We start from the raw sequence: 22,086 nt of genomic DNA, 5'->3' as shown, positions 1-22,086 counted from the left end.
AGAGGAGGCTGTTCGTATGATCTCCGATCGCAGCCTCGAAGTCCTCCGCGCCATCGTGCAGGACTACGTCGCCTCACGCGAGCCGGTCGGCTCCAAGTCGATCGTCGAACGGCACGCCTTCGGCGTCTCGGCCGCGACGATCCGCAACGACATGGCCCTCCTCGAAGAGGAGGAGCTCATCGCCGCCCCGCACACCTCCTCGGGCCGTATCCCGACCGACAAGGGTTATCGGGTCTTCGTCGATCAGCTGGCCGACCTGCGCCCGCTCTCGCCTGCGCAGCGCCAGGCGATCGAGACCTTCCTCGGCCAGGCCGCCGACCTCGACGAGGTGCTCGCGCGCACGGTACGGCTTCTCTCGCAGCTCACCAACCAGGTCGCGATCGTGCAGTACCCCTCGCTGTCGCGCGCCACGGTGCGCCACATCGAGCTCGTGCCGCTCACCCCCAGCCGGCTCCTCTCCGTGCTCATCACGGGCAACGGCCGTGTCGAGCAGCGGGTCGTCGAGCTGCAGACGACCGTCGACGACGAGCTGCTCCTCGACCTGCGCACGCGGCTCAACGGCGCCGCGAGCGGCCTGAGCCTCGCGGATGCCGCGCGCGCCCTCGCCCAGGCGACCGAGCTCTTCCCGCCCGAGCGCGAGGGTCTCGTGCGCCGGATCGCCGACAGCCTCATCGAGCAGGTCGGCGCGAACCGCCAGGAGAAGCTCGTGATGGCGGGCGCCGCCAACCTCGCGCGCACCGAGCACGACTTCCCGGGAAGCATCTACCCCGTTCTCGAGGCCATCGAGGAGCAGGTCGTGCTGCTCAAGCTCTTCAGCGAGATGGCCCACGACCAGCACGGGCTCTCGGTCAGCATCGGCCGCGAGAACGAGCCCTTCGGCCTCACCGAGATCTCGGTGCTCACGAGCGGGTACGGCGCATCGGGCGGCGAGCTCTCGCGCCTCGGCGTGCTCGGCCCCACCCGCATGGACTATTCGAACAACATGGCCGCCGTCAGAGCCGTCGCGCGGTACCTGTCCCGACTCCTCGGCGACAACTGAGGCGACGACCACGACCCATACGCGAAACGGCCCGTGACCGTGTGCTCCCACACGATTCGTGCCCCACAACTCAGAGCCCGGCATCCCGGACTCGACGAATTCAGAGAAGGAATATCCCTGCGTGGCTGATCACTACGAAGTCCTCGGTGTCTCCCGCGACGCCTCGCCCGACGAGATCAAGAAGGCGTACCGGCGACTCGCCCGAGAGCTCCATCCCGACGTGAACCCGGGTGCAGACGCATCCGAGCGTTTCAAGCTCGTGACGCACGCCTACGACGTGCTGAGCGATCCGCAGCAGCGCCAGCAGTACGACCTGGGCGGGCAGAACCAGGGCGGCTTCGACGGCGCGAACTTCGGCGGTTTCGGCGACATCTTCGAGACCTTCTTCGGCGGCGGGCAGTCGAGCCGCGGCCCGCGTTCGCGCCGTGAGCGCGGGCAGGACGCCCTGCTGCGCGTCGAGGTCGATCTCGACGAGATCATCTTCGGCACGCACCGCGAGATCGAGGTCGACACGGCCGTGGTCTGCGAGACGTGCGGCGGAAGCTGCTGCCAGCCGGGCACCTCGCCCGTGACCTGCGACATCTGCCACGGCACGGGCACCATCCAGCGCGCCGTCCGCTCGCTGCTCGGCAACGTCATGACGAGCAACCCCTGCGGCACCTGCCGCGGCTACGGCACGATCATCGTGACGCCGTGCGTGACCTGCCAGGGCCAGGGCCGCGTTCGCGCGCGCCGCACCGTCGCCGTCGACATCCCCGCGGGCGTCGACACCGGCCTGCGCCTGCAGATGCCGGGCAGCGGCGAGGCCGGCCCAGCCGGCGGCCCCAACGGCGACCTCTACCTCGAGATCAAGGTGCGCCACCACGACGTCTTCAGCCGCGACGGCGACGATCTGCTGTGCACCCTCGAGGTGCCCATGACCGACGCGATCCTCGGCACGACCGCCTCGCTCGCGGCGCTCGACGGCGACATCGACCTCGAGCTGAAGCCCGGCACCCAGAGCGCCGAGGTGCTCACGATCAAGGGCCGGGGCGTCACGAAGCTGCGCGGCTCGGGCCGCGGCGACCTGCGGGTGGGCATCCAGGTGGTCACCCCCACGAAGCTCGACCACAAGGAGCGCGAGCTCATCAAGCAGTTCGCCTCCGGCCGCAAGCAGCCGTCGCCCTCGCTCACGCACTTCCAGCAGGGGCTCTTCGGCAAGCTCCGAGACCGCTTCCTCGGTTAGGAGGGATCGGGCATGAGCTCGCTGTTCCTGGCGGAGGACCTCGACGACTCGGCCTTCGAGGCCGGGTCGGCCGTGACGCTCGGCCGCGAGGAGTCGCGTCACGCCGTGACGGTCAACCGCCTGCGGGTGGGCGAGACGGTCTCGGTCGGCAACGGGCGCGGCGTCCTCGCGACCGGCACCGTGACGACGGCGGATGCCGCGGCTCTCGTGATCGGGCTCGAACGGGTCGAGCGCCTCGAGCCGTCGAACCCCCGCATCACGCTCGTGCAGGCCCTCGCCAAGGGGGATCGCGACGAGCTCGCGATCCAGGCGGCCACCGAGCTGGGCGTCGACGCGGTCGTCCCGTGGGCCGCGCGGCGCAGCGTCAAGCGCTGGGAGGGCGCCAAGATCGAGAAGTCGCGGGAGCGCTGGGCCACGATCGTGCGCGAGGCGACCAAGCAGTCGATCCGCGCCTGGGTGCCCGAGGTCCGTGCACTGCACTCCACGGGCGATCTCGCTCGGCTCGCGGGGAGCACACGGATGCTCGTGCTCGAGCCGACCGCGCACCTGCCGCTCACGCAGCTGGCCCGGCGCGCGCAGGGCGCTGAGGCTGCTCACGCTGCTCACGGCGCAGCGGAGGACACGCAGGAGCTCGTGCTCGTCGTGGGGCCGGAGGGCGGCATCTCGCCCGAGGAGCTCGAGCTGCTCGAGCGCGCGGGGGCGACATCCGTTCGCCTGGGGGCATCCGTCCTCCGCACCTCCACAGCCGGGCCCGCCGCGCTGGCTGTGCTCAATGCGGGGCTGGGGCGATGGTGAATCGACGCCCGCACTTTAAGATGGATGAATGACCTCCCCAGAGCCTTCCGTCTTCAGCCGCATCATCGCCGGTGAGATCCCGGCGACCTTCATCGCCGAGACCGACCGGGTCGTGGCGTTCCCGGATGTCGCTCCGAAAGCGCCCGTGCACATCCTCGTCGTGCCCAAGACCGAGCAGTACGCCAATGTCGTCGAGCTCGCCGCGGCAGATCCCGGGCTGCTCGCGGAAATGATCGAGGTGGCCCAGACGGTTGCAGATGAGCAGACGGGCGGCGACTTCCGTCTCGTCTTCAACACCGGCCCCGGCGCCGGCCAAACCGTCTTCCACGTTCACGCGCATGTGCTCGGTGGGGGACTCGAGGAGGGAAACCTTGGCTCAGTCTGACGAGTCGCTCCCCGCGAGCGGGCAGACCCCGCCGGTGGAGCAGAACACCGCCCGGCTCTTCGTCGACGGCATCGCGATGGTGCGGTTGCTCGGCCCGCAGGATCGACTTCTCACGAGCATCGAGAAGCAGTACCCGGGCGTCAACCTCATGGTGCGCGGCAACGAGATCAGCCTCGCCGGAGACTCCGATCAGGTCGAGGCCGCCCGGCGCCTCATCGAGGAGCTCCTGCTGATGGTGCGCAACGGGCAGGACATCGGGCCCGCCGAGGTCTCGTCGAGCGCCAAGATGCTCGACGCCGACAGCCGCACGAGCCCGGCCGAGCTGCTGAGCCAGGCGATCCTGACCTCGCGCGGCAGGGCCATCCGCCCGAAGACCATCGGTCAGAAGGCGTACGCCGACGCGATCGACGAGAACACGATCGTCTTCGGCATCGGGCCCGCCGGCACCGGCAAGACCTATCTCGCGATGGCGAAGGCCGTGCAGGCCCTGCAGCGCAAAGAGGTCAGCCGGATCATCCTCACCCGCCCGGCGGTCGAGGCGGGGGAGCGCCTGGGCTTCCTGCCCGGCACGCTGACCGACAAGATCGATCCCTATCTGCGCCCGCTCTACGACGCCCTCAACGAGATGATGGATCCCGAGATCGTGCCCAAGCTCCTCGCCGCCGGCACGGTCGAGGTCGCCCCGCTCGCGTACATGCGCGGCCGCACGCTCAACGACTCGTTCATCGTGCTCGACGAGGCCCAGAACACCACGCCCGAGCAGATGAAGATGTTCCTCACGCGTCTCGGCTTCGGCTCGAAGATGGTCGTCACGGGCGACATCACGCAGGTCGACCTGCCCCTCGGCGCGAGTGGGCTGAAGCTCGTCACCGAGGTGCTCGACGGCATCGACGACATCCACTTCGCCCGCCTGACGAGCGACGACGTCGTGCGGCACACTCTCGTGGGCCGCATCGTCGACGCCTACACGACGTACGACGCACGCCGCCAGGCGCAGCAGTACGAGCGGGCGGCACGTCGCGACGCGGAGGCGGGCGATGCCCGGCAGCCGCAAGACCACCGACAGCCGCTCAATCGCGCGGAGCGACGGGCGCAGGAGTCCGGCGACGGGCGTTATGGAGACAACCGAGGCCGCAGGAGCGCACGATGACGATCGAGATCAACAACGAGTCCGCGATCGCGGTCGACGAGGCCTCGCTGCAGCGCCTGGCCGTCTACGCGCTCGACGCCATGCACGTGCACCCCGACGCCGAGCTCGCGATCGTGCTCGTCGACGAGGGGGCCATGGAGCAGCTGCACGTCCAGTGGATGGACGAGCCCGGGCCCACCGACGTTCTGAGCTTCCCCATGGACGAGCTGCGCCCCGGCACGGAAGACCAGCCCACGCCTCCCGGCCTGCTCGGCGACATCGTCCTGTGCCCCCAGGTGGCCGCCGCTCAGGCGGAGACGGCGGGGCACAGCATGGGCGAAGAGCTCCTGCTGCTCACGACCCACGGCATCCTGCACCTCCTGGGCTTCGACCACGCCGAGCCTGCTGAAGAGAAGGAGATGTTCGGCATCCAGCGCGACATCCTCGTGGGCTTCTCGATGCAGGAGCGGCGACGATAACGGCATGGTCGCCCTTTTCCTGATCGTCGCGGCCCTGCTCGTGGCCTTCGGAGGGCTGATGGCCGCGGTCGACGCCGCGATCACGGCGCTGTCGAGGAACGACCTGAGCGAGCTCGCCGAGGGCGCCCGCGCCCGGCGCTCGCTGATCGCGATCGCGGGCGACCCCGGGGCTCACCTGAACGCCGTGAGCTTCATCCGCGTCATCTCGGAGACCACCGCCGCCGTGCTCGTGACGCTCGCCTTCGCCGAGATCATCGGCGAGCTGTGGATCGTGCTCGTGCTCTCGGCGCTCATCATGACGGGCGCCTCCTTCGTGCTCGTCGGCGCGAGCCCCCGCAGCGTCGGCAGGGCGAACGCCGAGGCGGTCATGCGCTACACGGCGCCGCTCGTGCACTTCCTGCGCGTCCTGCTCGGCCCCGTGGCCAATGCGCTCGTGGCGGTCGGCAACTGGGTGACCCCCGGCCGGGCGAGGTCGGCGAGCTTCTCCTCCGAGGAGCAGCTGCTGAGCATGGTCGACGAGGCCGCCGAGCTCGACGTGCTCGAAGAGATGGACCGCGAGCTCATCCACTCGATCTTCGAGTTCGGCGACACCGTCGTGCGCGAGGTCATGATCCCGCGCACCGACATGGTCGCGATCGAGACCCACGCGAAGGTGGGCGCCGCGATGGCCCTCTTCCTCAGCAAAGGCGTCTCGCGTATGCCCGTCTTCGAGGGCGAGATCGACGAGATCGCCGGCATCCTCTATCTGCGGGATGTCGCGAAGCTCAACTACGAACGACCCGAAGACCTGAGCGAGCTCGACGCCGGAACCCTCGTGCGCCCGGCCCTGTTCGTGCCCGAGTCGATGAAGGCCGACGCCCTGCTGCGCCAGATGCAGCTCGAATCGAACCACCTCGCGATGGTCGTCGACGAGTACGGCGGCATCGCGGGGCTCGTGAGCCTCGAAGACCTCATCGAGGAGCTCGTGGGCGAGATCTCCGACGAGTACGACCGCGACACGGTCGACGTCGAAGACCTCGGCGACGGCCGGTTCCGGGTGAGCGCGCGGCTCGCGGTCGATGAGCTCGGCGAGCTCTTCGGAATCGAGCTCGACGACGACGACGTCGACTCGGTCGGCGGCCTGCTCGCCAAGGCCCTCGGCCGGCTGCCCGAGACGGGAGCCGTCGCGCGGGTGAGCGGGCTCGTGCTCACGGCCGAGCGCACCGAGGGCCGGCGCAAACGCATCAGCACCGTGCTGGTCGAGGCCGACGAGGCGCTGGCGGATGCCCGCGCCGCCAACGCGCCGGGCCGGGACGCAGACAAAGACAAGAAAGACAAAGACACGCGATCGGCGAAGGAGCCCCGCTCCCGCGAGCCGCGGTCGACCCGCGAACAACAGCCGTCGCAGACGGCGCCAGCCCGGGAACAGTCCCGGGCGTCCGAGAAGGCGTCGAAGAAGGCGTCGGAGAAAGAGCGAGCACGTGAGCGATAACGAGACCCGGCCCCCCGTCAGCGATCCGCCGTTCCGCGCCGGGTTCGTGTCGTTCGTGGGGCGCCCCAACGTGGGCAAGTCGACCCTCACGAACGCGCTCGTGGGCGAGAAGGTCGCCATCACGAGCTCGAAGCCGCAGACGACGCGTCGCGCCATCCGGGGCATCGTGCACCAGAGCAGGGGGCAGCTCGTGCTCGTCGACACCCCCGGCATCCACCGGCCGCGCACGCTGCTCGGCGAGCGCCTCAACGAGCTCGTGCAGTCGACGCTCGCAGACGTCGACGTCATCGGCCTGTGCATCCCCGCGAACGAGCCGATCGGCCCGGGCGACCGGTTCATCAACGAGCAGCTCGAGCAGTATCCGCGGGCCAAGAAGGTCGCGATCGTCACCAAGATCGACGCGGCCTCGCGTCCGGCGGTCGCCGGGCAGCTGCTCGCGGTGTCGCAGCTGCGCGAGTGGGAGGCGATCGTGCCGATCTCGGCGACGAGCGACATCCAGCTCGACACGCTCGTGGGCGAGCTGCTGCGCCTCGTTCCGGAGTCTCCCGCGCTCTACCCGAGCGACGCGGTCACCGACGAGGGGCTCGAGTCGAGGATCGCCGAGTACATCCGCGAGGCCGCGCTCGAGGGCGTCTCCGACGAGCTGCCGCACTCCCTCGCGGTGACGATCGATGACATCGTGGAGCGCGACGATCAAGAGCTCGTCGAGATCTATGCCAACCTCTTCGTCGAACGCGACAGCCAGAAAGGCATCGTGATCGGCCACAACGGCGGCAGGCTCAAGGATGTCGGCACCCGGGCCCGCGCTCAGATCGAGCCGCTCGTCGGCAAGAAGGTCTTCCTCTCGATCCGGGTCAAGGTCGCCAAGGAGTGGCAGCGCGACCCGAAGCTCCTCGGCCGCCTGGGCTTCTGAGCGGCGCCACAGGTACATCTGGGGGATGATTCTGCCGTCACCACGGGATGACTCTGCGTCGCCCAGGGGCACGACCGGCGCAGAAGACCGTACCGTGGTGTGATGCGAGAGTTGCTTCCCCGGTATCGATGGGCCGTCGAGCCCGCGGTCGGCGCGCTCTTCCTCAGCCTGTGGGCCCTTGGCTCGGTCAACGGCATCTTCCACGCGGCCGCCGTCTTCTTCGCCGCGGGCATCGCCGTGTCGCGGCTCTCTCCGGCAGGGGCGCTGCTCATGGGCTGGATCGGCGTCTTCACGGCGCTGCCGACGGGCCCGACCCTCGCCTGGGGCATCGCCCTCGTGGCCGTTCCCCTCATCCTGTTCGGCAACGCCGCCTACGGCCGCCCGATCACCAAGCGGCTGGGTCTCTTCTCGGCGCTGGCCGGTTCTGTCCTGGTCGGGCTCGTCGCGGTGTTCATGACGGGGGTCGGCCTCGCCTTCGGAGGCGGCGCGGTCATGGGCCTGGCCGCCTTCGGACTCGTGACGGCCGGCGCCGGGCTCGTCTCCTTCGTGCCGTGGTCCCTCGGTCAGCTCGCGATGCGGCGACGGGGCCTCGCGGCACCCGGCGACGCCGAGCTCGCCGAGTTCCTCATGCCGCCGTTGACGGCCGCGGAGTTCGAGACCGAGCAGGGGCTGCTCATCCGGCCGATGTCGCGCCGACAGCTCGTGGTCGACATCGTGCTCGCCACCGTCTTCGTCGCCCTCTTCGAGACGGGCCTCCTGGGCTTCTTCGGCGGTGTCTCCGCTCTCGTGCTCATCGCCTACGCCTTCGCTCTCGCACTGCGCCGTCTCTCGCCCCAGCTCGCGCTGACGGTGGCCTGGGTCGCGTCCTTCGTGAGCCTGGCCGCCTTCGACGGCACCTCGCTCGTGACGATCGCCGTGCTCCCCGTGCTGTATGCGACGGCGCGGTACGGGGGAGCGGTCACCCGCTGGGCCGGTCTCGTCTCCGCCGTCGTGGGCGCGGTGATCGCGACCGTGCACCTGACCTCGTGGCCCTATCTGCCGTCGGGCGGCATCCTCGCGCTCGGTGTCGATCTGGCGCCGTTCATCCTCAGCACGATCCTGCTGCTCGTCGGATGCCTGGCGGTTCTGGGGCTCTCGTGGGTGCTCGGCCTGCTCACCCGCACCTGGGATCTCGCCCGCGAGAGCAGGCGTGCCCAGACCCAGGCCGAGCAGGACGAGCAACGGGCCCAGCGCACCGTCGTCGTGGAGCAGGAGCGCAACCGGATCGCCCGGGACATGCACGACGTCGTCGCGCACTCGCTCGCGGTCGTGATCGCGCAGGCCGACGGCGCCCGGTACGCCAAGGACGCGAACCCCGAGGTGCTCGACGGCGCACTCGCGACGATCGCCACGACCGCACGGGCCGCGCTCGTCGACGTGCGCGTGCTGCTCGCCCAGTTGCGGCACGACGGCTCCGAGGGCCCGCAGCCCACTCTCGCCGACGTCGACGAGCTCGTCGAGCGCACCCGCCGGGCGGGCCTGGATGTCGCGCTCACGGGCCGTGGCGTGCCCGGGCGGCTCGGCGCCGCCCAGCAGCTCGCCGCCTACCGCATCGTGCAGGAGGCGCTCACGAACGTGCTGCGCCACGGCGACGCCGAGCGCCGGGTCGAGGTGGTCTTCGACTGGCGCGAGCACGAGCTCATCGTGCTCGTCACCAACCTGCTCGACGCGCCGCTCGCCGACGAGCTCTACGACCCGCTCGCCGCGGTGAGCGGCCACGGGCTTCCCGGCATGCGGGAGCGGGCCGTGCTCGTGGGCGGGTCGTTCGCCGCGCATCGCCTGCGCGACCGCTTCGTCGTCGAGGCGCACATCCCCGTGCTGGCCCGGGAGCACGACGAGATGCCGGATGACGAGCCCGTCGTGGCATCCGAGGGTGCCGATGCGGATGCCGACACCGAGGCCGAGACGGATGCCGGCGTCAACCCGGATGCCGACGTCGAATCGGATGCCGACGACCCGCCGCGCGACACGCTCGTGCTGCGCGAGGCCGACGCCGAGCGCGGCGACGCCGAGCACAGCGACACCCGGGCCGGCGACACCCGGAGCAGCGACGTGCAGGAGAACAGCAGAACGTGAGCCCCTCGACCCCCATACGCGTCGCCCTCGTCGACGATCAGGCCCTGTTCCGCGCCGGCATCCGCATGGTGGTCTCCTCGCAGCCCGATCTCGAGTTCGCCGGGGAGGCGGGCAACGGCCGCGAGGCGATCGCCCTCGTCGCGTCGACCCAGCCCGACGTCGTGCTCATGGACATCCGGATGCCGGTCATGAACGGCATCGAGGCGACCGAGTCGATCATCGCCGACGCCGTCGCCCGCGCCGTCGACCCTCCGCGCATCATCGTGCTCACGACCTTCGACCTCGACGAGAGCGCGGCCCGCGCCATCCGGGGCGGCGCGAGCGGCTTCGTGCTCAAGGACGCCGACCCGGAGTTCCTGCTGGCGGCGATCCGCACGGTGCACGCGGGCAACGCCGTGATCGCACCGTCGGCGACCCGCGAGCTCTTCGAGCACTTCGACGCTCGGGCGGCCCGCCCGCCCGAGCCGCCCGTGTTCGCGACCCTCACCTCGCGTGAGAAGGAGATCTTCCGGCTCGCCGCGAAGGGGCTCAGCAACGCCGAGATCGCGGGTGCGGAGTTCTTGAGCGAGGCCACCGTGAAAACGCACATCAGCAGGACCCTGGCCAAGCTCGGTCTGCGCGATCGTGTCCAGCTCGTGGTCTTCGCCTTCGAGTACCACCTCGTCGACTGAGAACTCATCCTCGGGGTGTAGCCGGCTGTCGACCTCAGCCCGATTCGCCGGCGCCCGTGCGTCCTTAGCGTTGACGCATGGACATCACACCAGCAGATCTCGGACTCGTCGCGCGCCTCGTCGACGCGAGCAAGTCCTACGGCACAGGAGACAACCGCATCACCGCGCTCGACGGTGTCTCCGTCGGACTCCGGCGCGGCGAGTTCACCGCGATCATGGGGCCGAGCGGCTCGGGCAAGTCGACGCTCATGCACGTCATGGCCGGTCTCGACACCGTCACCTCGGGTCAGGTCTGGCTCGGCGACACCGAGATCACCTCTCTGCGCGACAGCCAGCTCACGGTGCTGCGCAGGCGCCGGGTGGGCTTCGTCTTCCAGTCGTTCAACCTCGTTCCCGGCCTGGATGTCGCGGGCAACCTGACTCTGCCGTTCGAGCTCGACGGCCGCCGGCCGACCGTGCAGGAGCGGGTGCTCATGGACGAGCTCGTCGACTCGCTCGGACTCGGTGCGAGGATGCGCCACCGGCCCCACGAGCTGTCGGGCGGCCAGCAGCAGCGGGTCGCGATCGCCCGGGCGCTCGTCACGAGGCCCGATGTGGTCTTCGCCGACGAGCCGACCGGCAACCTGGACTCGCGCACGGGGCGAGAGGTGCTCGCCCTGCTCGCGACAGCGTCGAGCCAGTACGGCCAGAGCATCGCGATGGTCACGCACGACCCGGTGGCCGCCAGCTACGCCGACCGCATCCTCTTCCTCGCCGACGGCCGGCTCGTGCACGACCGTGGCCGGTCGAGCGCCGAGGAGATCTCCCGTTTTATGCTCACGATGGAGTCGGCCCGATGAGGCGCTTCCGTGCACGAGAGCACGTGTCGAGCCTGCTCGTCGCGACCCTGAGCAGCGCCTTCGGCGTCGCCCTCCTCACGATCACGGGGGTTCTCGCCGCCGTCGTGTCCGCCGACGACGTGACCGGCGGCAGCAGCACCGTCGCGATCATGCTCGGCATAACGGCCACCGTCTTCATCGTCATCGCGGTGTACGTGGGCGCGATCGTCACGAGCAACACCTTCTCGACGATCATCGCCGGCCGCACCCGCACGATCGCACTGCTGCGCCTCATCGGCTCGAGCGCTGCTGCGCAACGCCGGGCGGTCGCCGGGGAGGGCTTCCTCACCGGCATCCTGGGCTCGGCCGCCGGTGTCGTCGTGGGGGCGGCACTGGCCGGGGGCTTCGTCCGCATCGGCGTCGCGCTCGGGGCGCTGCCCGACCTCGCCTACGACTACCTGCCGCCCATCGTGGCCCTGCCGGCCGTCGTGGTCGTGCTCACGACCTGGCTGGCGTCGTGGCTCGGCTCGCGGCGAGTGCTCACGGTCACGCCCATCCAGGCGATCGGCGGAGCGCAGGAGCTCAGCATCGACGAGACCCGCGCACGCCCCGCGCGCAACGTGTTCGCGATCGTGCTGCTGGTCGTGGGCGTCGCGCTCGTGCTGCTCGGGGTGCTGGCCGGGCTCGTGACACCGCTCGGGGTGCTCATCGGGGTCGTGGGCGGCATCCTGTCGTTCACGGGCGTCGTGCTCGGCGCTCACCTCGTGATGCCGCCGGCGCTGCGCCTGGTGGGCAGGCTCATGGGCCGCGGCGCCGACGTGCGGCTCGCCGCCGAGAACGCCATGCGGTACCCGGAGCGCAGCTCGCGCATCACGATCGGGCTCGTGATCGCGGTGACGCTCATCACGATGTTCGCGGTCGCCATGGAGAGCTACCGCTCGATGCTCGCGACCGCCGCGGAATCCCAGCCGGGCCTGTACGACAGCGTCGACGAGGTCATCTCGACCACCGTCGTCATCTTCTCGGTGCTCATCGGCTTCAGCGCGCTCATCGCCGCCGTCGGCATGGTCAACAGCATGTCGCTCAGCGTGCTGCAGCGCACGCGCGAGCTGGGGCTGCTGCGGGCGCTGGGGTTCACGGTGACGCAGATCCGGCGGATGATCCTCGCGGAGTCCGCGCAGCTCACGGTGACCTCGGCCCTTGTCGGCCTCGTGCTGGGCGTGTTCTACGGATGGGCGGGGGCGCAGTCGCTCCTCGGCTCGCTCTCCGGCAGTCCTGGCCTCGTGTTCCCCGCGGTGCCGTGGGTGCTGCTGCCGATCATCGTGGTCGCGGCGGGGCTGCTGACGGTCGCGGCATCCTTCGTGCCGTCGCGTCGGGCCACTCGCGTCGCGCCCGTCCGCGCCCTGGCCGTCGACTGACCCCATCCCCTTTTTATTCATCCACTCAAAACGACGGAGATTTCCGCCTCCAGGGCCCCAAACCGGCCTTACTCGCCAGTTTTCGGGGAAATCTCCGTCGTTTTGAGTGAAGATCTCCGTCGTTTTGGGTGGCGGGGGCGCAGAGGAGGGCACGGGTGGGTACCGGAAGGCAGGGCGAACGGTGCTATCCTGGAGTCGTGTTCTTCGGTCTGCTCCTTCTTAGCTGCCGCGACGAGTCCTAGTTCTCAGGCCTCCCTCGTCGCGGAGTTTCTCGTTGGCTGATCACCATTCGCGACTAGCGCGAGTCAGAGAAAAAGAGCTAAGACGATGAAGAACACCCAGACCACCTCGGGCATGCCGATCCACAAGTACCGCCCGTATCACGAGCAGCTGCGCGTCGAACTGCCCGACCGCACCTGGCCCGGCGCCCGCATCACGCGGGCCCCGCGCTGGTGCGCCGTCGATCTGCGCGACGGCAACCAGGCGCTCATCGACCCGATGAGCCCCGAGCGCAAGCGCATCATGTTCGACCTGCTCGTGCGCATGGGCTACAAGGAGATCGAGGTCGGCTTCCCGAGCGCGAGCCAGACCGACTTCGACTTCGTGCGCAGCCTCATCGAAGAGAACGCGATCCCCGACGACGTCACCATCCAGGTTCTCACCCAGGCGCGCGACCACCTCATCGAGCGCACCTACGAGTCGATCTTCGGCGCCAAGCAGGCGATCGTGCACCTCTACAACTCCACGAGCGTGCTGCAGCGCGACGTCGTCTTCCGTCAAGACAAGCAGGGCATCATCGACATCGCCCTGCACGGCGCGCGCAAGTGCCGCGAGATGGAGGCCAGCGCTCCCGGCACCGAGATCTTCTACGAGTACTCGCCCGAGAGCTACACGGGCACCGAGCTCGAGTTCGCGGTCGACATCTGCAATCAGGTGATCGAGGTCTTCGAGCCGACCCCCGAGCGCAAGGTCATCGTCAACCTGCCGGCGACGGTCGAGATGGCGACCCCCAACGTCTACGCCGACTCGATCGAGTGGATGTCGCGCCACCTCGCCCACCGCGAGAACGTGATCCTCTCGCTGCACCCCCACAACGACCGCGGCACCGCGATCGCGGCGGCCGAGCTCGGCTACATGGCCGGAGCCGACCGCATCGAGGGCTGCCTGTTCGGCAACGGCGAGCGCACCGGCAACGTCGACCTCGTCGCGCTCGGCATCAACCTGTTCACGCAGGGCATCGACCCGCAGATCGACTTCAGCGACATCGACGAGGTCAAGCGCACGGCCGAGTACTGCAACCAGCTGCCGGTTCCCGAGCGCAGCCCCTGGGCGGGAGACCTCGTCTACACGGCGTTCAGCGGCTCCCACCAGGACGCGATCAAAAAGGGCTTCGAGGCCATGGCAGCGGATGCCGCGGCGCAGGGCTCGACCGTCGACGAGATCCTCTGGGCCGTGCCCTACCTGCCCATCGACCCGAAAGACCTGGGCCGCAGCTACGAGGCGGTCATCCGCGTCAACTCGCAGTCGGGCAAGGGCGGGGTCGCCTACCTGCTGAAGACCGACCACGCGCTCGACCTGCCGCGCAAGCTGCAGATCGAGTTCTCGGGGGTCGTGCAGGCGAAGACCGACGCCGAGGGCGGCGAGGTCACGAGCGACGAGATCTGGGAGATCTTCCAAGACGAGTACCTGCCCGCACCGATCGAGCGCGCCGACGACAAGTGGGGTCGCTTCGAGCTCACGGGCATGCGCACCTCCAGCGAGCTGAACGGGGCGCTCGCGCTCAGCATCGACCTGCGCGACGGCGAGAGCCTCGGCGTGGCCGAGGGGGTCGGCAACGGCCCGATCGACGCCTATCTGGCCATCCTGGCTCAGCGGGGCATCGAGGTCACCCTCTTCGACTACGTGGAGCACGCGCTGTCGGCGGGCGGGGACGCGCTGGCCGCGGCCTACGTGGAGCTCAACGTTGGCGGCATCCGCCTCTGGGGCGTGGGGATCGACGCCGACATCTCGACCTCCTCGCTCAAGGCGGTCACCTCGGCGGTCAACCGTGCCGTGCGCGCGACGGCCGGCACCGACGCCGCTGTCGCGGAGCCCGTCTCGGTCTGAGCTCGTCGCCGCTCGTCCCTCGAGCTGAGATGCGGTCGATCCGGCTCGGGGAACGGGCGAGCACACCGCTCACGACGGCCGCGGGTGCCTCCGCAGCCGCGGCCGGCTGAGCGCACGCTGCTCGGGCAGGCTCCAGCCGTAGCGCACGGCGCCGAGCCGGATCACCGTCGTCACGATCACGCACACGACGACGGCCACGGTGATGTTGAGGCCCACGAGGTGCAGCACCACGAGCATGGTCGTTCCCACGCCCGCCGCGACCGCGTAGAGCGAGCCGACGTGCATAAGCGCGATGGGCAGGTTCAGCAGGATGTCGCGCAGCACCGATCCGCCGACGGCCGAGACCATGCCCACGAAGATCGCGGGGATCTCGGGCAGCCCGAGACTCAGCGCCTTCGTCGTTCCGATCGCGCCGAAGAGGCCGATCGTGAGGGCGTCGAGGATCGTGATGACGATGTCGAGCTTGCGGAACAGCCGCTCGAGCAGCATGCCCACGAGAGCCGCGAGCACGGCCGTGAGGATGTACCAGTTGGTGCTGAACGCGACGAGCGGAACCCCGAGGAAGATGTCGCGCAGGAAGCCGCCGCCGAGGCCCGTCGCGACACCGATGATGGCGACTCCGAGCAGGTCGAGGCGCCGGTCGCGGAACCCGGCCGCGAACATGGCGCCCTGGAGGCTGCCGACCGAGACGGCCAGCAGATCCGCCCACAGCGGGATCGAGAAAATCGTGTCGCCCATGGCTTATATGTATCACGCCCGGGAGCCGTTGGACCGCGTGTGTCACCAGTCGCTAGGGTTGGCTCGTTCCCGTCCCCACCGCTGCGTCCGAGGAGTCCTCTCGTGTCCGACGTCCTGACCGTTTCCACGCCCTCCGGCCCCGTGCGGGGCACCCTGGCGAACGGCGTCGCCGCGTGGAAGGGCATCCCCTATGCAGCGCCTCCCACCGGTGCTCTGCGCTTCCGGTCACCGCAGCCGCCCGAGCCGTGGACGGAGGTCTTCGACGCGAGCTCCTACGGCCCCGCGGCGCCGCAGCTGCCCAACCCGGCGGTGGCCGTCGACCCCGCGCTCGGAGTCGACGAGGACTGCCTCTCGATCAACGTCTGGGCTCCCGAGCCCGACGGCCGCAAGCGCCCCGTTATGGTCTGGGTGCACGGCGGCGCGTACTTCGTGGGCGCCTCCTCGCAGCGCCTCTACGACGCGACCTCGCTCGTGACGCACGGCGACCTCATCGTCGTGACCTTCAACTACCGTCTGGGCGTGTTCGGCTTCCTCGACCTTTCGAGCCTGTCGACGCCGGGAGACGAGTTCGAGACGAACCTGGGCCTGCGCGATCAGATCGCGGCCCTGCGCTGGGTGCGCGAGTCGATCGAGGCGTTCGGCGGGGATCCGGAGCGGGTGACGATCGCGGGGGAGTCCGCCGGCGGCGGGGCCGTCACGAGCCTCATGGTGTCGCCCGCGGCATCCGGTCTCTTCCAGCGCGCGATCGCCGAGAGCTCGCCGGCCACCTCCGTCTACGGGCCCGAGCGCTCCACCCAGGTGGCCGAGGCGTACCTCGAGCTGCTCGGCGTCGAGGCGAAGGATGCCGCGACCCTCCGCGAGCTGCCGTGGAAGCCGCTCGTGGAGGCCGCCGCCGCACTCACGAACCAGCATTCGACGCGGTTCCCGGGAACGATCGCGATGGCGCCGGTCGTCGACGGCGACATCCTTCCGCACTATCCCGTGGGGGCGTTCCAGAAGGGCCTCGCGCATCCCGTGCCCCTTCTGATCGGGACCAACCGCGACGAGGCCGCGCTCTTCCGCTACATGAAGTCGCCGATCTTCCCGACGACGGCCACGGCCATCAACGAGATGTTCGCGGCGATCGGCAGCGACCATCCGGGGCTCGTAGCCGACGAGAAGCTCATCACCGACGCCTACAAGGGCTTCCCGCGTCGCAGCGCTGCCATGGAGATCGCCCGTGACGCCGCCTTCCGCATGCCGACCCTCTGGCTCGCCGAGGCGCACAGCCGAACCGCGCCCGTCTACCTCTACCGCTTCGACCAGACCACGCCCATGCTCGCGATCGCGGGGATCGGCGCGAGCCACGGCACGGAGCTCGCCTATGTGTGGGGCAACTTCGAGCTCTCGAAGAAGGATCCGACCTTCCGGCTGGGCGGTCGCAAGGACGCCGACCAGGTGTCGCAGCGTATGCAGGCGCGCTGGGCCGCGTTCATCCACGGCGAGGCGCCCGACGGCGACGGTCTCGTCGACTGGCGCCCGTTCACGGCCGACGACCGCGCGACCCTGCTCATCGGCAAGCACGACGAGCTCGCCGACGACCCGGACGCGACGATCCGCGCGGCCTGGGGCGACACGGTCATCGCCTTCAGCTGAGCTCGGTCTCGACCGCATTCGCTTTCACCGCTCGGGGAACGTGCAGCTCTCAGCGAACGATCGGCGGCGCGCGGCGTCCCGGGGCCTCTTCCCGGCCGCACGCGGGATAATCGTTGGGTGCCCCTCTACCGTGATGAAGCCGTCGTGCTGCGAACCCACAAGCTGGGCGAAGCCGACCGCATCGTCACGCTCCTGACCAAGCAGCACGGCAAGGTGCGGGCCGTCGCGAAGGGCGTGCGCCGCACGGCGTCGAAGTTCGGGGCGAGACTCGAGCCGTTTATGGTCGCCGACCTGCAGCTCTACGAGGGCCGCAGCCTCGACGTGATCAACCAGGCCGAGACGCTCGGCTCGTACGGCGCGCAGATCGCCGCGGACTACGCGAGCTACACGGCGGCCAACGCGATGGTGGAGACCGCCGACCGGGTGACCGAGTCGGAGGGCTCGCAGCAGCAGTACCTGCTGCTCGTGGGCGGCCTGCGCTCGCTCGCCCGCGCTGAGCACAACCCCTCGCTCATCCTCGACTCCTATCTGCTCCGCTCGCTCTCGCTCGCCGGCTGGGCCCCCAGCTTCGTCGACTGCTCGCGCTGCGGTGCCGAGGGCCCGCACGACACGGTCGTGGTGCAGCTCGGCGGCATGGTCTGCCCCGACTGCTCTCCCGTCGGCGCGCCGCACGTCGCCGTCGAGACCGCCGAGCTGCTCGGCGCACTGCTCGCGGGTGAGTGGGATGTCGCCGAGGCCGCCGACGAGCGCACCCGCTCGCGGGCGAGCGGCATCGTCGCCGCCTACGCCCAGTGGCACCTCGAGCGGGGGCTGCGATCCCTGCAACACGTCTCCCGAGAGGTCTCCTGAGTGTCGCCCAAACCGTTCACGCACCGCGACGCGGTGCCCTTCCGCCCGATCGACTGGACGGGGGTGTACCCGCCGCCGGTGCCCGTCTCGTCCGTTCCCGCGCACGTCGCGATCGTCATGGACGGCAACGGGCGGTGGGCGAACCGCCGCGGGCTCACCCGCATCGAAGGGCACCGGGCGGGCGAGGCATCCTTGCTCGACGTCGTCGCCGGGGCCATCCAGATCGGTGTGAAGCATCTCTCGGTCTACGCCTTCTCGACCGAGAACTGGAAGCGCTCGCCCGACGAGGTGAGGTTTCTCATGGGATTCAACCGGGAGGTGCTGCACCGCCGCCGGGATCAGCTCAACGAGTGGGGGGTGCGGGTGCGCTGGGCCGGGCGCAAGCCGCGCCTGTGGGGCTCGGTCATCAAGGAGCTGCAGTACGCCGAGCAGCTCACACGCGACAACTCGGTGCTGACCCTCACGATGTGCGTCAACTACGGCGGCCGCACCGAGATCACCGATGCCGTGCGGGCGATCGCGCAGGATGTCGCGGCCGGCCGGCTCAAGCCGTCGGGCATCAGCGACGCGACCATCGCCAAGCACCTCTACGACCCGCAGATGCCCGACGTCGACCTCTTCGTGCGCAGCTCGGGGGAGCAGCGCACGAGCAACTTCCTGCTCTGGCAGTCCGCGTACGCCGAGATGGTCTTCCTCGACACCCTCTGGCCCGATTTCACACGCGAGCAGCTGTGGCAGGCGATCGACTACTACACGGGCCGCACGAGACGTTTCGGGGGAGCGGTCGACGCCCCGGCGAACCCCTAGGATCGAACCGGAGCCGGGCAGTGCGGCTCCGGGAGGGGTTGGCGTGAGCACGATCCGCACGGGCATCATCGGATACGGACTCTCGGGTCGTGTGTTCCACGCACCCTTCGTGGCGGCCGACCCGAGGTTCAGCCTCCAGGTCATCGCGACGGGCGACCGGGAGCGCCGTGAGCAGGCGCTCTCGAGCTACCCGGGGGTCTCGATCGTGCCGTCGCCCGACGACATCCTGAGCCGCGCCGCCGAGCTCGACCTCGTCGTCCTCGCCTCGCCCGTTCACGTGCACTACGCGCAGGGCCTCGCCGCGCTGGATGCCGGTGCCGCCGTCATCGTCGACAAGCCGTTCGCCGCGAGCACCGCCCAGGGCCGTGAGCTCGTCGAGAAGGCGCTCTCGGTCGGTCGCCCGCTCATCGTCTTCCACAACCGCCGCTGGGACGGCGACTTCATGACGGCGCGCTCGCTTCTCGAGTCGGGTCGCCTGGGTCGCGTGCACCGCTTCGAGTCGACCTTCGAACGATTCAGCCCGTCGCGGCGCGAGCGCTGGCAGGACACCCTGACCGTCGACCAGGGCGCCGGCATCACCTTCGACCTCGGCAGCCACCTGGTCGACCAGGCCCTCACGCTCTTCGGCCCGGCGACCCTCACAGCGGCCGAGCTGACGATCGTGCGAGAGGGGGGCGTGAGCGACGACGACGCGTTCCTCTCGCTGCTGCACCACTCCGGCGTGCGATCGCACCTGACCATGAGCCGCCTCGCCGCCCAGAGCGGCCCGCGTCTGCGGGTGCTCGGCACCGATGCCGCGTACCGCGTCTACGGGCTCGACCCGCAGGAGCCGGCGCTCAAGCTCGGCGCGCGCCCCACCGACCCGGGCTTCGGCGAGGCGGATGCCGCAGACTGGGGCCTGCTCGGCATCGACGGTGAGCGGCTCGAGGCCGTGCCGACCGCCCGCGGCGATTACGCGGGGTTCTACGCCGCTGCGGCGCTCGCGATCCGCGGGGAGGGCCCCACGCCCGTCGAGCCGTCGGACGCCCTCGCGGTGCTCGAGATCCTCGAGCAGGCGCACGAGCTCAGCCCGGTCGGCTAGGCGGGAATAGCTCTCGCTCAGGCGTGGTTGGCGTTGATGTGAGCGAACCCATCAAAGTAGACATCTGGTCCGACATCGCGTGCCCGTGGTGCTTCATCGGCAAACGCAAGTTCGAGCGCGGCGCAGCGGAGTTCAGCGAGGCCGCGGGCGATTCCGCCCCCGAGGTGGTCGTCGAATACCACAGCTACGAGCTGGCTCCCGACACACCCGTCGACTTCGACGGCGACGAGGTCGAGTTCCTCGCCGGGCACAAGGGCATGGACCCGGCCCAGGTGCAGCAGATGCTCGCGCGCGTGACCGGGATCGCCGAGGCGACCGGCCTCGACTACAACTTCGACATCCTCAAGCACACGAACACGATCAAGGCCCACGAGCTCATGCACTTCGCGAAAGCGCAGGGCAAGCAGCTCGAGATGGGCGAGCGCCTGTTCTCGGCCTACTTCACCGAGGGCCGCCATGTCGGCCGCGTCGACGACCTCGTCGACCTCGCCGCCGAGATCGGCCTCGACCGTGACGAGGCGCGCTCGGCTCTCGAGAGCAACCGTTACCTCGCCGACGTCGACGCCGACAAGGCACAGGCCATGCAGTACGGCATCCAGGGGGTTCCGTTCTTCGTCGTCGACGGCAAGTACGGCGTGTCGGGTGCGCAGGAGGCGCAGACCTTCGCGCAGGTTCTCGGCCAGGTGTGGAGCGAGCGCGCGGAAGTCGAGGTGCAGGCATGACGGATGTCGCGGCATCCGCCGCTGTGACCCCCATCCGTCTGCTCCCGCTCGGCGATGCCGGCGGCTTCGCCTGCGAGGGGGACTCGTGCGCGATCCCGGACGCGGTGCACGCGGCGAGCCACGCGCCTGGCGAGAACACATAGGAGGTTTGCTACGGGTAACCGCACCGACGGGAGTTACCTCTTCGGTGCGACTCCGTCGCGCTGGCGACTGTCCGACCGGAGCAAACCTACCGGACGGACAGCCGTCATAGAGCGCTCAGTCGATAGCGTGAGTCTTCGCCGCCGCAATAATTGTCCCGATGAGTAGTCCGATGTTGACCACTGCTGCTGAACCGACAATCCAACCCCGCAAACTCGGAACGAGAGAGGCGATAACGATTGCTGTCAAGGGAACCAAGATTCCCATAGCAACCACAGCCGCAGAGAATCGACGCGACCTCGAGCGGCTTCCGCGCCTGTTGCGAACTCGTGCATTCCAGGGTGGTATTGCAAAACCGAAGACGATTACGAAGGCGATCGAGATTGCCCCAAGCGCAGCTGGAAACTCGTCCTGCGGCCAGATTACCGCGCTCAGAACCACAGCACTCAGAAGCGCCATCGTTGTCGTCAACGGTGCTCCAAGTTCTGGAACGATCGGACGCGAATAGTTCTCTATCCCTGCCATACGAGATCAGCCTACTAAGATCGGCAGTTCTCAGTCACGGGATGGGTTGTCGGTTGAGGGATGTATATTATCGCGCGGATACCGACGCATTTACCTGCATTGAGCGCGCTATTTGCATAGTCGATCATGTACGAGGCAGCGATTCCACAAGCAAGCCCGCCAATCACGCCCCCAAGGGCTGTGCAACCAGTTGAGATGAGCGTTGCGGCGGTCGTCGTTGATGTTGCGAGTTGCTGTGTCTCTGAACGCGTATACATAATTGTGCAGAAGAGCCCATCGCATTCCAAACTTGGATCCGCCACCACCGGGTATGCGGCCTCGCTGTGATCCACATGCTGAGTCAATATGTTGCCCTCGATCGAGTACCAGGACGGAAGCGAAACACCCTCGGCGTCTCGCGCCCAGGCGGCCCCCACGACGTTGAGCGTTTGACCGCGAGAATTCTTCACCAGAATCCGATCTCCGTCGGTTGGAGTAAGCGTTGCAGGCAAGCCATCAGCTTGAATCTCGAATGCGTATGTATTCGGTGCAGATGGAGAGTCGATAACCACATAGCCGGCGTTCGCCGGAGCAACAGGTCCCGCTGTGAGGGCAAAACTGTAGTCGCTCCCAGCGTCGTAGATCAGCGCCTGCCCGCTGCCGGTCGTGGATGGAACTGATTCGGTCACAGGCGAAACTGACACTGTTCCGACCGAGGTCTCGACAGTCAGTCCCGCTTCAACGCTCAGCGAGCTCCAAGAGATCTCACTGGATTCCGTGTTGGCTGTGGAAGCGGTGGTGAGCAGGTCAAACTGTTGCAAAGTTGCAGAGGTGGTGTCGTCCGTTGCTGCGATGGCTGGAGTGGAACTCCCCAGCGCGATCAGCGTAGCGGTGAGTATTCCCAACCCAGTAGAGCCTCTTTTTTGGAACAAAATTTTTCTCCCCTAAAAATTATTGAAGATGACAAGACTCAAATGCGAAACCATACCTAGGTACCTTAATTCAATGGCCAAAATGCTTTCTCTGGTGTTCACCCGGCTACAAC

At 68.8% G+C, this 22,086-nt stretch carries 22 protein-coding genes; 20 read left to right on the top strand and 2 right to left on the bottom strand.

What is annotated here, in order from left to right:
- Positions 1-16: 16 nt before the first annotated feature.
- From hrcA to leuA, 13 genes are all read left to right on the top strand, one after another.
- A complete protein-coding gene (gene hrcA, locus CLV54_RS05100) occupies positions 17-1,039 on the top strand; it encodes a heat-inducible transcriptional repressor HrcA (protein ID WP_100343872.1) in 1,023 nt (340 codons plus the stop codon).
- A 121-nt stretch (positions 1,040-1,160) separates the two neighbouring features.
- On the top strand, positions 1,161-2,264 hold the full coding sequence (gene dnaJ / locus CLV54_RS05095) for a molecular chaperone DnaJ (protein WP_100343871.1): 1,104 nt from the start codon (positions 1,161-1,163) through the stop codon (positions 2,262-2,264).
- 12 nt (positions 2,265-2,276) lie between these two features.
- Positions 2,277-3,059 (top strand): 16S rRNA (uracil(1498)-N(3))-methyltransferase, encoded by a 783-nt coding sequence (locus tag CLV54_RS05090; RefSeq protein ID WP_100343870.1) that lies wholly within the window; start codon positions 2,277-2,279, stop codon positions 3,057-3,059.
- 28 nt (positions 3,060-3,087) lie between these two features.
- Complete coding sequence (locus CLV54_RS05085; protein WP_100343869.1) at positions 3,088-3,444, top strand: HIT domain-containing protein; 357 nt, start codon at positions 3,088-3,090, stop codon at positions 3,442-3,444.
- Positions 3,398-4,594 (top strand): PhoH family protein, encoded by a 1,197-nt coding sequence (locus CLV54_RS05080; protein WP_100343868.1) that lies wholly within the window; start codon positions 3,398-3,400, stop codon positions 4,592-4,594. The genes CLV54_RS05085 and CLV54_RS05080 overlap by 47 nt, the downstream gene beginning before the upstream one ends.
- Positions 4,591-5,052, top strand: a complete 462-nt coding sequence (gene ybeY / locus CLV54_RS05075) for an rRNA maturation RNase YbeY (protein WP_100343867.1) — start codon at positions 4,591-4,593, stop codon at positions 5,050-5,052. The genes CLV54_RS05080 and ybeY overlap by 4 nt, the downstream gene beginning before the upstream one ends.
- A gap of 4 nt (positions 5,053-5,056) precedes the next feature.
- Positions 5,057-6,523, top strand: coding sequence for a hemolysin family protein (locus CLV54_RS05070; protein ID WP_100343866.1), 1,467 nt, complete (start codon positions 5,057-5,059; stop codon positions 6,521-6,523).
- Complete coding sequence (gene era / locus CLV54_RS05065) at positions 6,513-7,436, top strand: GTPase Era (protein ID WP_100343865.1); 924 nt, start codon at positions 6,513-6,515, stop codon at positions 7,434-7,436. The genes CLV54_RS05070 and era overlap by 11 nt, the downstream gene beginning before the upstream one ends.
- 102 nt (positions 7,437-7,538) lie before the next feature.
- A complete protein-coding gene (locus tag CLV54_RS05060) occupies positions 7,539-9,551 on the top strand; it encodes a sensor histidine kinase (RefSeq protein ID WP_100343864.1) in 2,013 nt (670 codons plus the stop codon).
- Positions 9,548-10,222 carry a response regulator gene (locus tag CLV54_RS05055; protein WP_281258151.1) on the top strand — a complete coding sequence of 225 codons (675 nt, stop codon included), beginning with the start codon at positions 9,548-9,550 and terminating at the stop codon, positions 10,220-10,222. The genes CLV54_RS05060 and CLV54_RS05055 overlap by 4 nt, the downstream gene beginning before the upstream one ends.
- A 77-nt stretch (positions 10,223-10,299) precedes the next feature.
- Complete coding sequence (locus CLV54_RS05050) at positions 10,300-11,061, top strand: ABC transporter ATP-binding protein (RefSeq protein WP_100343863.1); 762 nt, start codon at positions 10,300-10,302, stop codon at positions 11,059-11,061.
- A complete protein-coding gene (locus CLV54_RS05045) occupies positions 11,058-12,458 on the top strand; it encodes an ABC transporter permease (protein ID WP_100343862.1) in 1,401 nt (466 codons plus the stop codon). Before CLV54_RS05050 ends, CLV54_RS05045 begins: the two co-directional genes overlap by 4 nt.
- Positions 12,459-12,785: 327 nt before the next feature.
- Positions 12,786-14,564, top strand: coding sequence for a 2-isopropylmalate synthase (gene leuA / locus CLV54_RS05040; protein WP_100343861.1), 1,779 nt, complete (start codon positions 12,786-12,788; stop codon positions 14,562-14,564).
- Positions 14,565-14,633: 69 nt separating this feature from the next.
- On the opposite strand, the gene CLV54_RS05035 is transcribed toward leuA, so the two are convergent.
- Positions 14,634-15,302: a trimeric intracellular cation channel family protein gene (locus tag CLV54_RS05035; RefSeq protein ID WP_100343860.1), complete on the bottom strand. Its 669-nt coding sequence runs from the start codon at positions 15,300-15,302 to the stop codon at positions 14,634-14,636.
- Positions 15,303-15,404: 102 nt separating this feature from the next.
- Here CLV54_RS05035 and CLV54_RS05030 point away from each other — a divergent pair, with 102 nt between their 5' ends.
- From CLV54_RS05030 to CLV54_RS17390, 7 genes are all read left to right on the top strand, one after another.
- Positions 15,405-16,937 (top strand): carboxylesterase/lipase family protein, encoded by a 1,533-nt coding sequence (locus CLV54_RS05030; RefSeq protein WP_245861364.1) that lies wholly within the window; start codon positions 15,405-15,407, stop codon positions 16,935-16,937.
- A 117-nt stretch (positions 16,938-17,054) separates the two neighbouring features.
- Complete coding sequence (recO, locus tag CLV54_RS05025) at positions 17,055-17,786, top strand: DNA repair protein RecO (protein ID WP_100343859.1); 732 nt, start codon at positions 17,055-17,057, stop codon at positions 17,784-17,786.
- Complete coding sequence (locus CLV54_RS05020; RefSeq protein WP_100343858.1) at positions 17,787-18,593, top strand: isoprenyl transferase; 807 nt, start codon at positions 17,787-17,789, stop codon at positions 18,591-18,593.
- 43 nt (positions 18,594-18,636) lie between these two features.
- Positions 18,637-19,674, top strand: a complete 1,038-nt coding sequence (locus CLV54_RS05015; RefSeq protein ID WP_100343857.1) for a Gfo/Idh/MocA family protein — start codon at positions 18,637-18,639, stop codon at positions 19,672-19,674.
- Positions 19,675-19,712: 38 nt separating this feature from the next.
- A complete protein-coding gene (locus CLV54_RS05010; protein WP_100343856.1) occupies positions 19,713-20,396 on the top strand; it encodes a DsbA family oxidoreductase in 684 nt (227 codons plus the stop codon).
- Positions 20,393-20,539, top strand: coding sequence for a hypothetical protein (locus CLV54_RS17395; protein ID WP_157802815.1), 147 nt, complete (start codon positions 20,393-20,395; stop codon positions 20,537-20,539). The genes CLV54_RS05010 and CLV54_RS17395 overlap by 4 nt, the downstream gene beginning before the upstream one ends.
- A gap of 158 nt (positions 20,540-20,697) precedes the next feature.
- Complete coding sequence (locus tag CLV54_RS17390; RefSeq protein ID WP_157802814.1) at positions 20,698-21,045, top strand: hypothetical protein; 348 nt, start codon at positions 20,698-20,700, stop codon at positions 21,043-21,045.
- A gap of 31 nt (positions 21,046-21,076) precedes the next feature.
- On the opposite strand, the gene CLV54_RS17385 is transcribed toward CLV54_RS17390, so the two are convergent.
- Positions 21,077-21,946 carry a hypothetical protein gene (locus CLV54_RS17385; protein ID WP_157802813.1) on the bottom strand — a complete coding sequence of 290 codons (870 nt, stop codon included), beginning with the start codon at positions 21,944-21,946 and terminating at the stop codon, positions 21,077-21,079.
- Positions 21,947-22,086 lie beyond the last annotated feature (140 nt).

Source organism: Compostimonas suwonensis (assembly GCF_002797855.1).
GTDB classification, from domain to species: Bacteria; Actinomycetota; Actinomycetes; order Actinomycetales; family Microbacteriaceae; genus Compostimonas; species Compostimonas suwonensis.
Note: the sequence above shows the minus strand (reverse complement) of the source record. Positions and strands in the feature narration are given on the sequence as shown.

Coding starts and splice junctions, on each gene's coding strand:
- ybeY (WP_100343867.1), top strand. CDS start 4,591: ATGACGATCGAGATCAACAACGAGTCCGCGATCGCGGTCGACGAGGCC.
- CLV54_RS17390 (WP_157802814.1), top strand. CDS start 20,698: ATGAGTAGTCCGATGTTGACCACTGCTGCTGAACCGACAATCCAACCC.
- CLV54_RS05085 (WP_100343869.1), top strand. CDS start 3,088: ATGACCTCCCCAGAGCCTTCCGTCTTCAGCCGCATCATCGCCGGTGAG.
- CLV54_RS05050 (WP_100343863.1), top strand. CDS start 10,300: ATGGACATCACACCAGCAGATCTCGGACTCGTCGCGCGCCTCGTCGAC.
- leuA (WP_100343861.1), top strand. CDS start 12,786: ATGAAGAACACCCAGACCACCTCGGGCATGCCGATCCACAAGTACCGC.
- CLV54_RS05070 (WP_100343866.1), top strand. CDS start 5,057: ATGGTCGCCCTTTTCCTGATCGTCGCGGCCCTGCTCGTGGCCTTCGGA.
- CLV54_RS05045 (WP_100343862.1), top strand. CDS start 11,058: ATGAGGCGCTTCCGTGCACGAGAGCACGTGTCGAGCCTGCTCGTCGCG.
- CLV54_RS05080 (WP_100343868.1), top strand. CDS start 3,398: ATGTGCTCGGTGGGGGACTCGAGGAGGGAAACCTTGGCTCAGTCTGAC.
- CLV54_RS05060 (WP_100343864.1), top strand. CDS start 7,539: ATGCGAGAGTTGCTTCCCCGGTATCGATGGGCCGTCGAGCCCGCGGTC.
- CLV54_RS17395 (WP_157802815.1), top strand. CDS start 20,393: ATGACGGATGTCGCGGCATCCGCCGCTGTGACCCCCATCCGTCTGCTC.
- hrcA (WP_100343872.1), top strand. CDS start 17: ATGATCTCCGATCGCAGCCTCGAAGTCCTCCGCGCCATCGTGCAGGAC.
- CLV54_RS05035 (WP_100343860.1), bottom strand. CDS start 15,302: ATGGGCGACACGATTTTCTCGATCCCGCTGTGGGCGGATCTGCTGGCC.
- CLV54_RS05090 (WP_100343870.1), top strand. CDS start 2,277: ATGAGCTCGCTGTTCCTGGCGGAGGACCTCGACGACTCGGCCTTCGAG.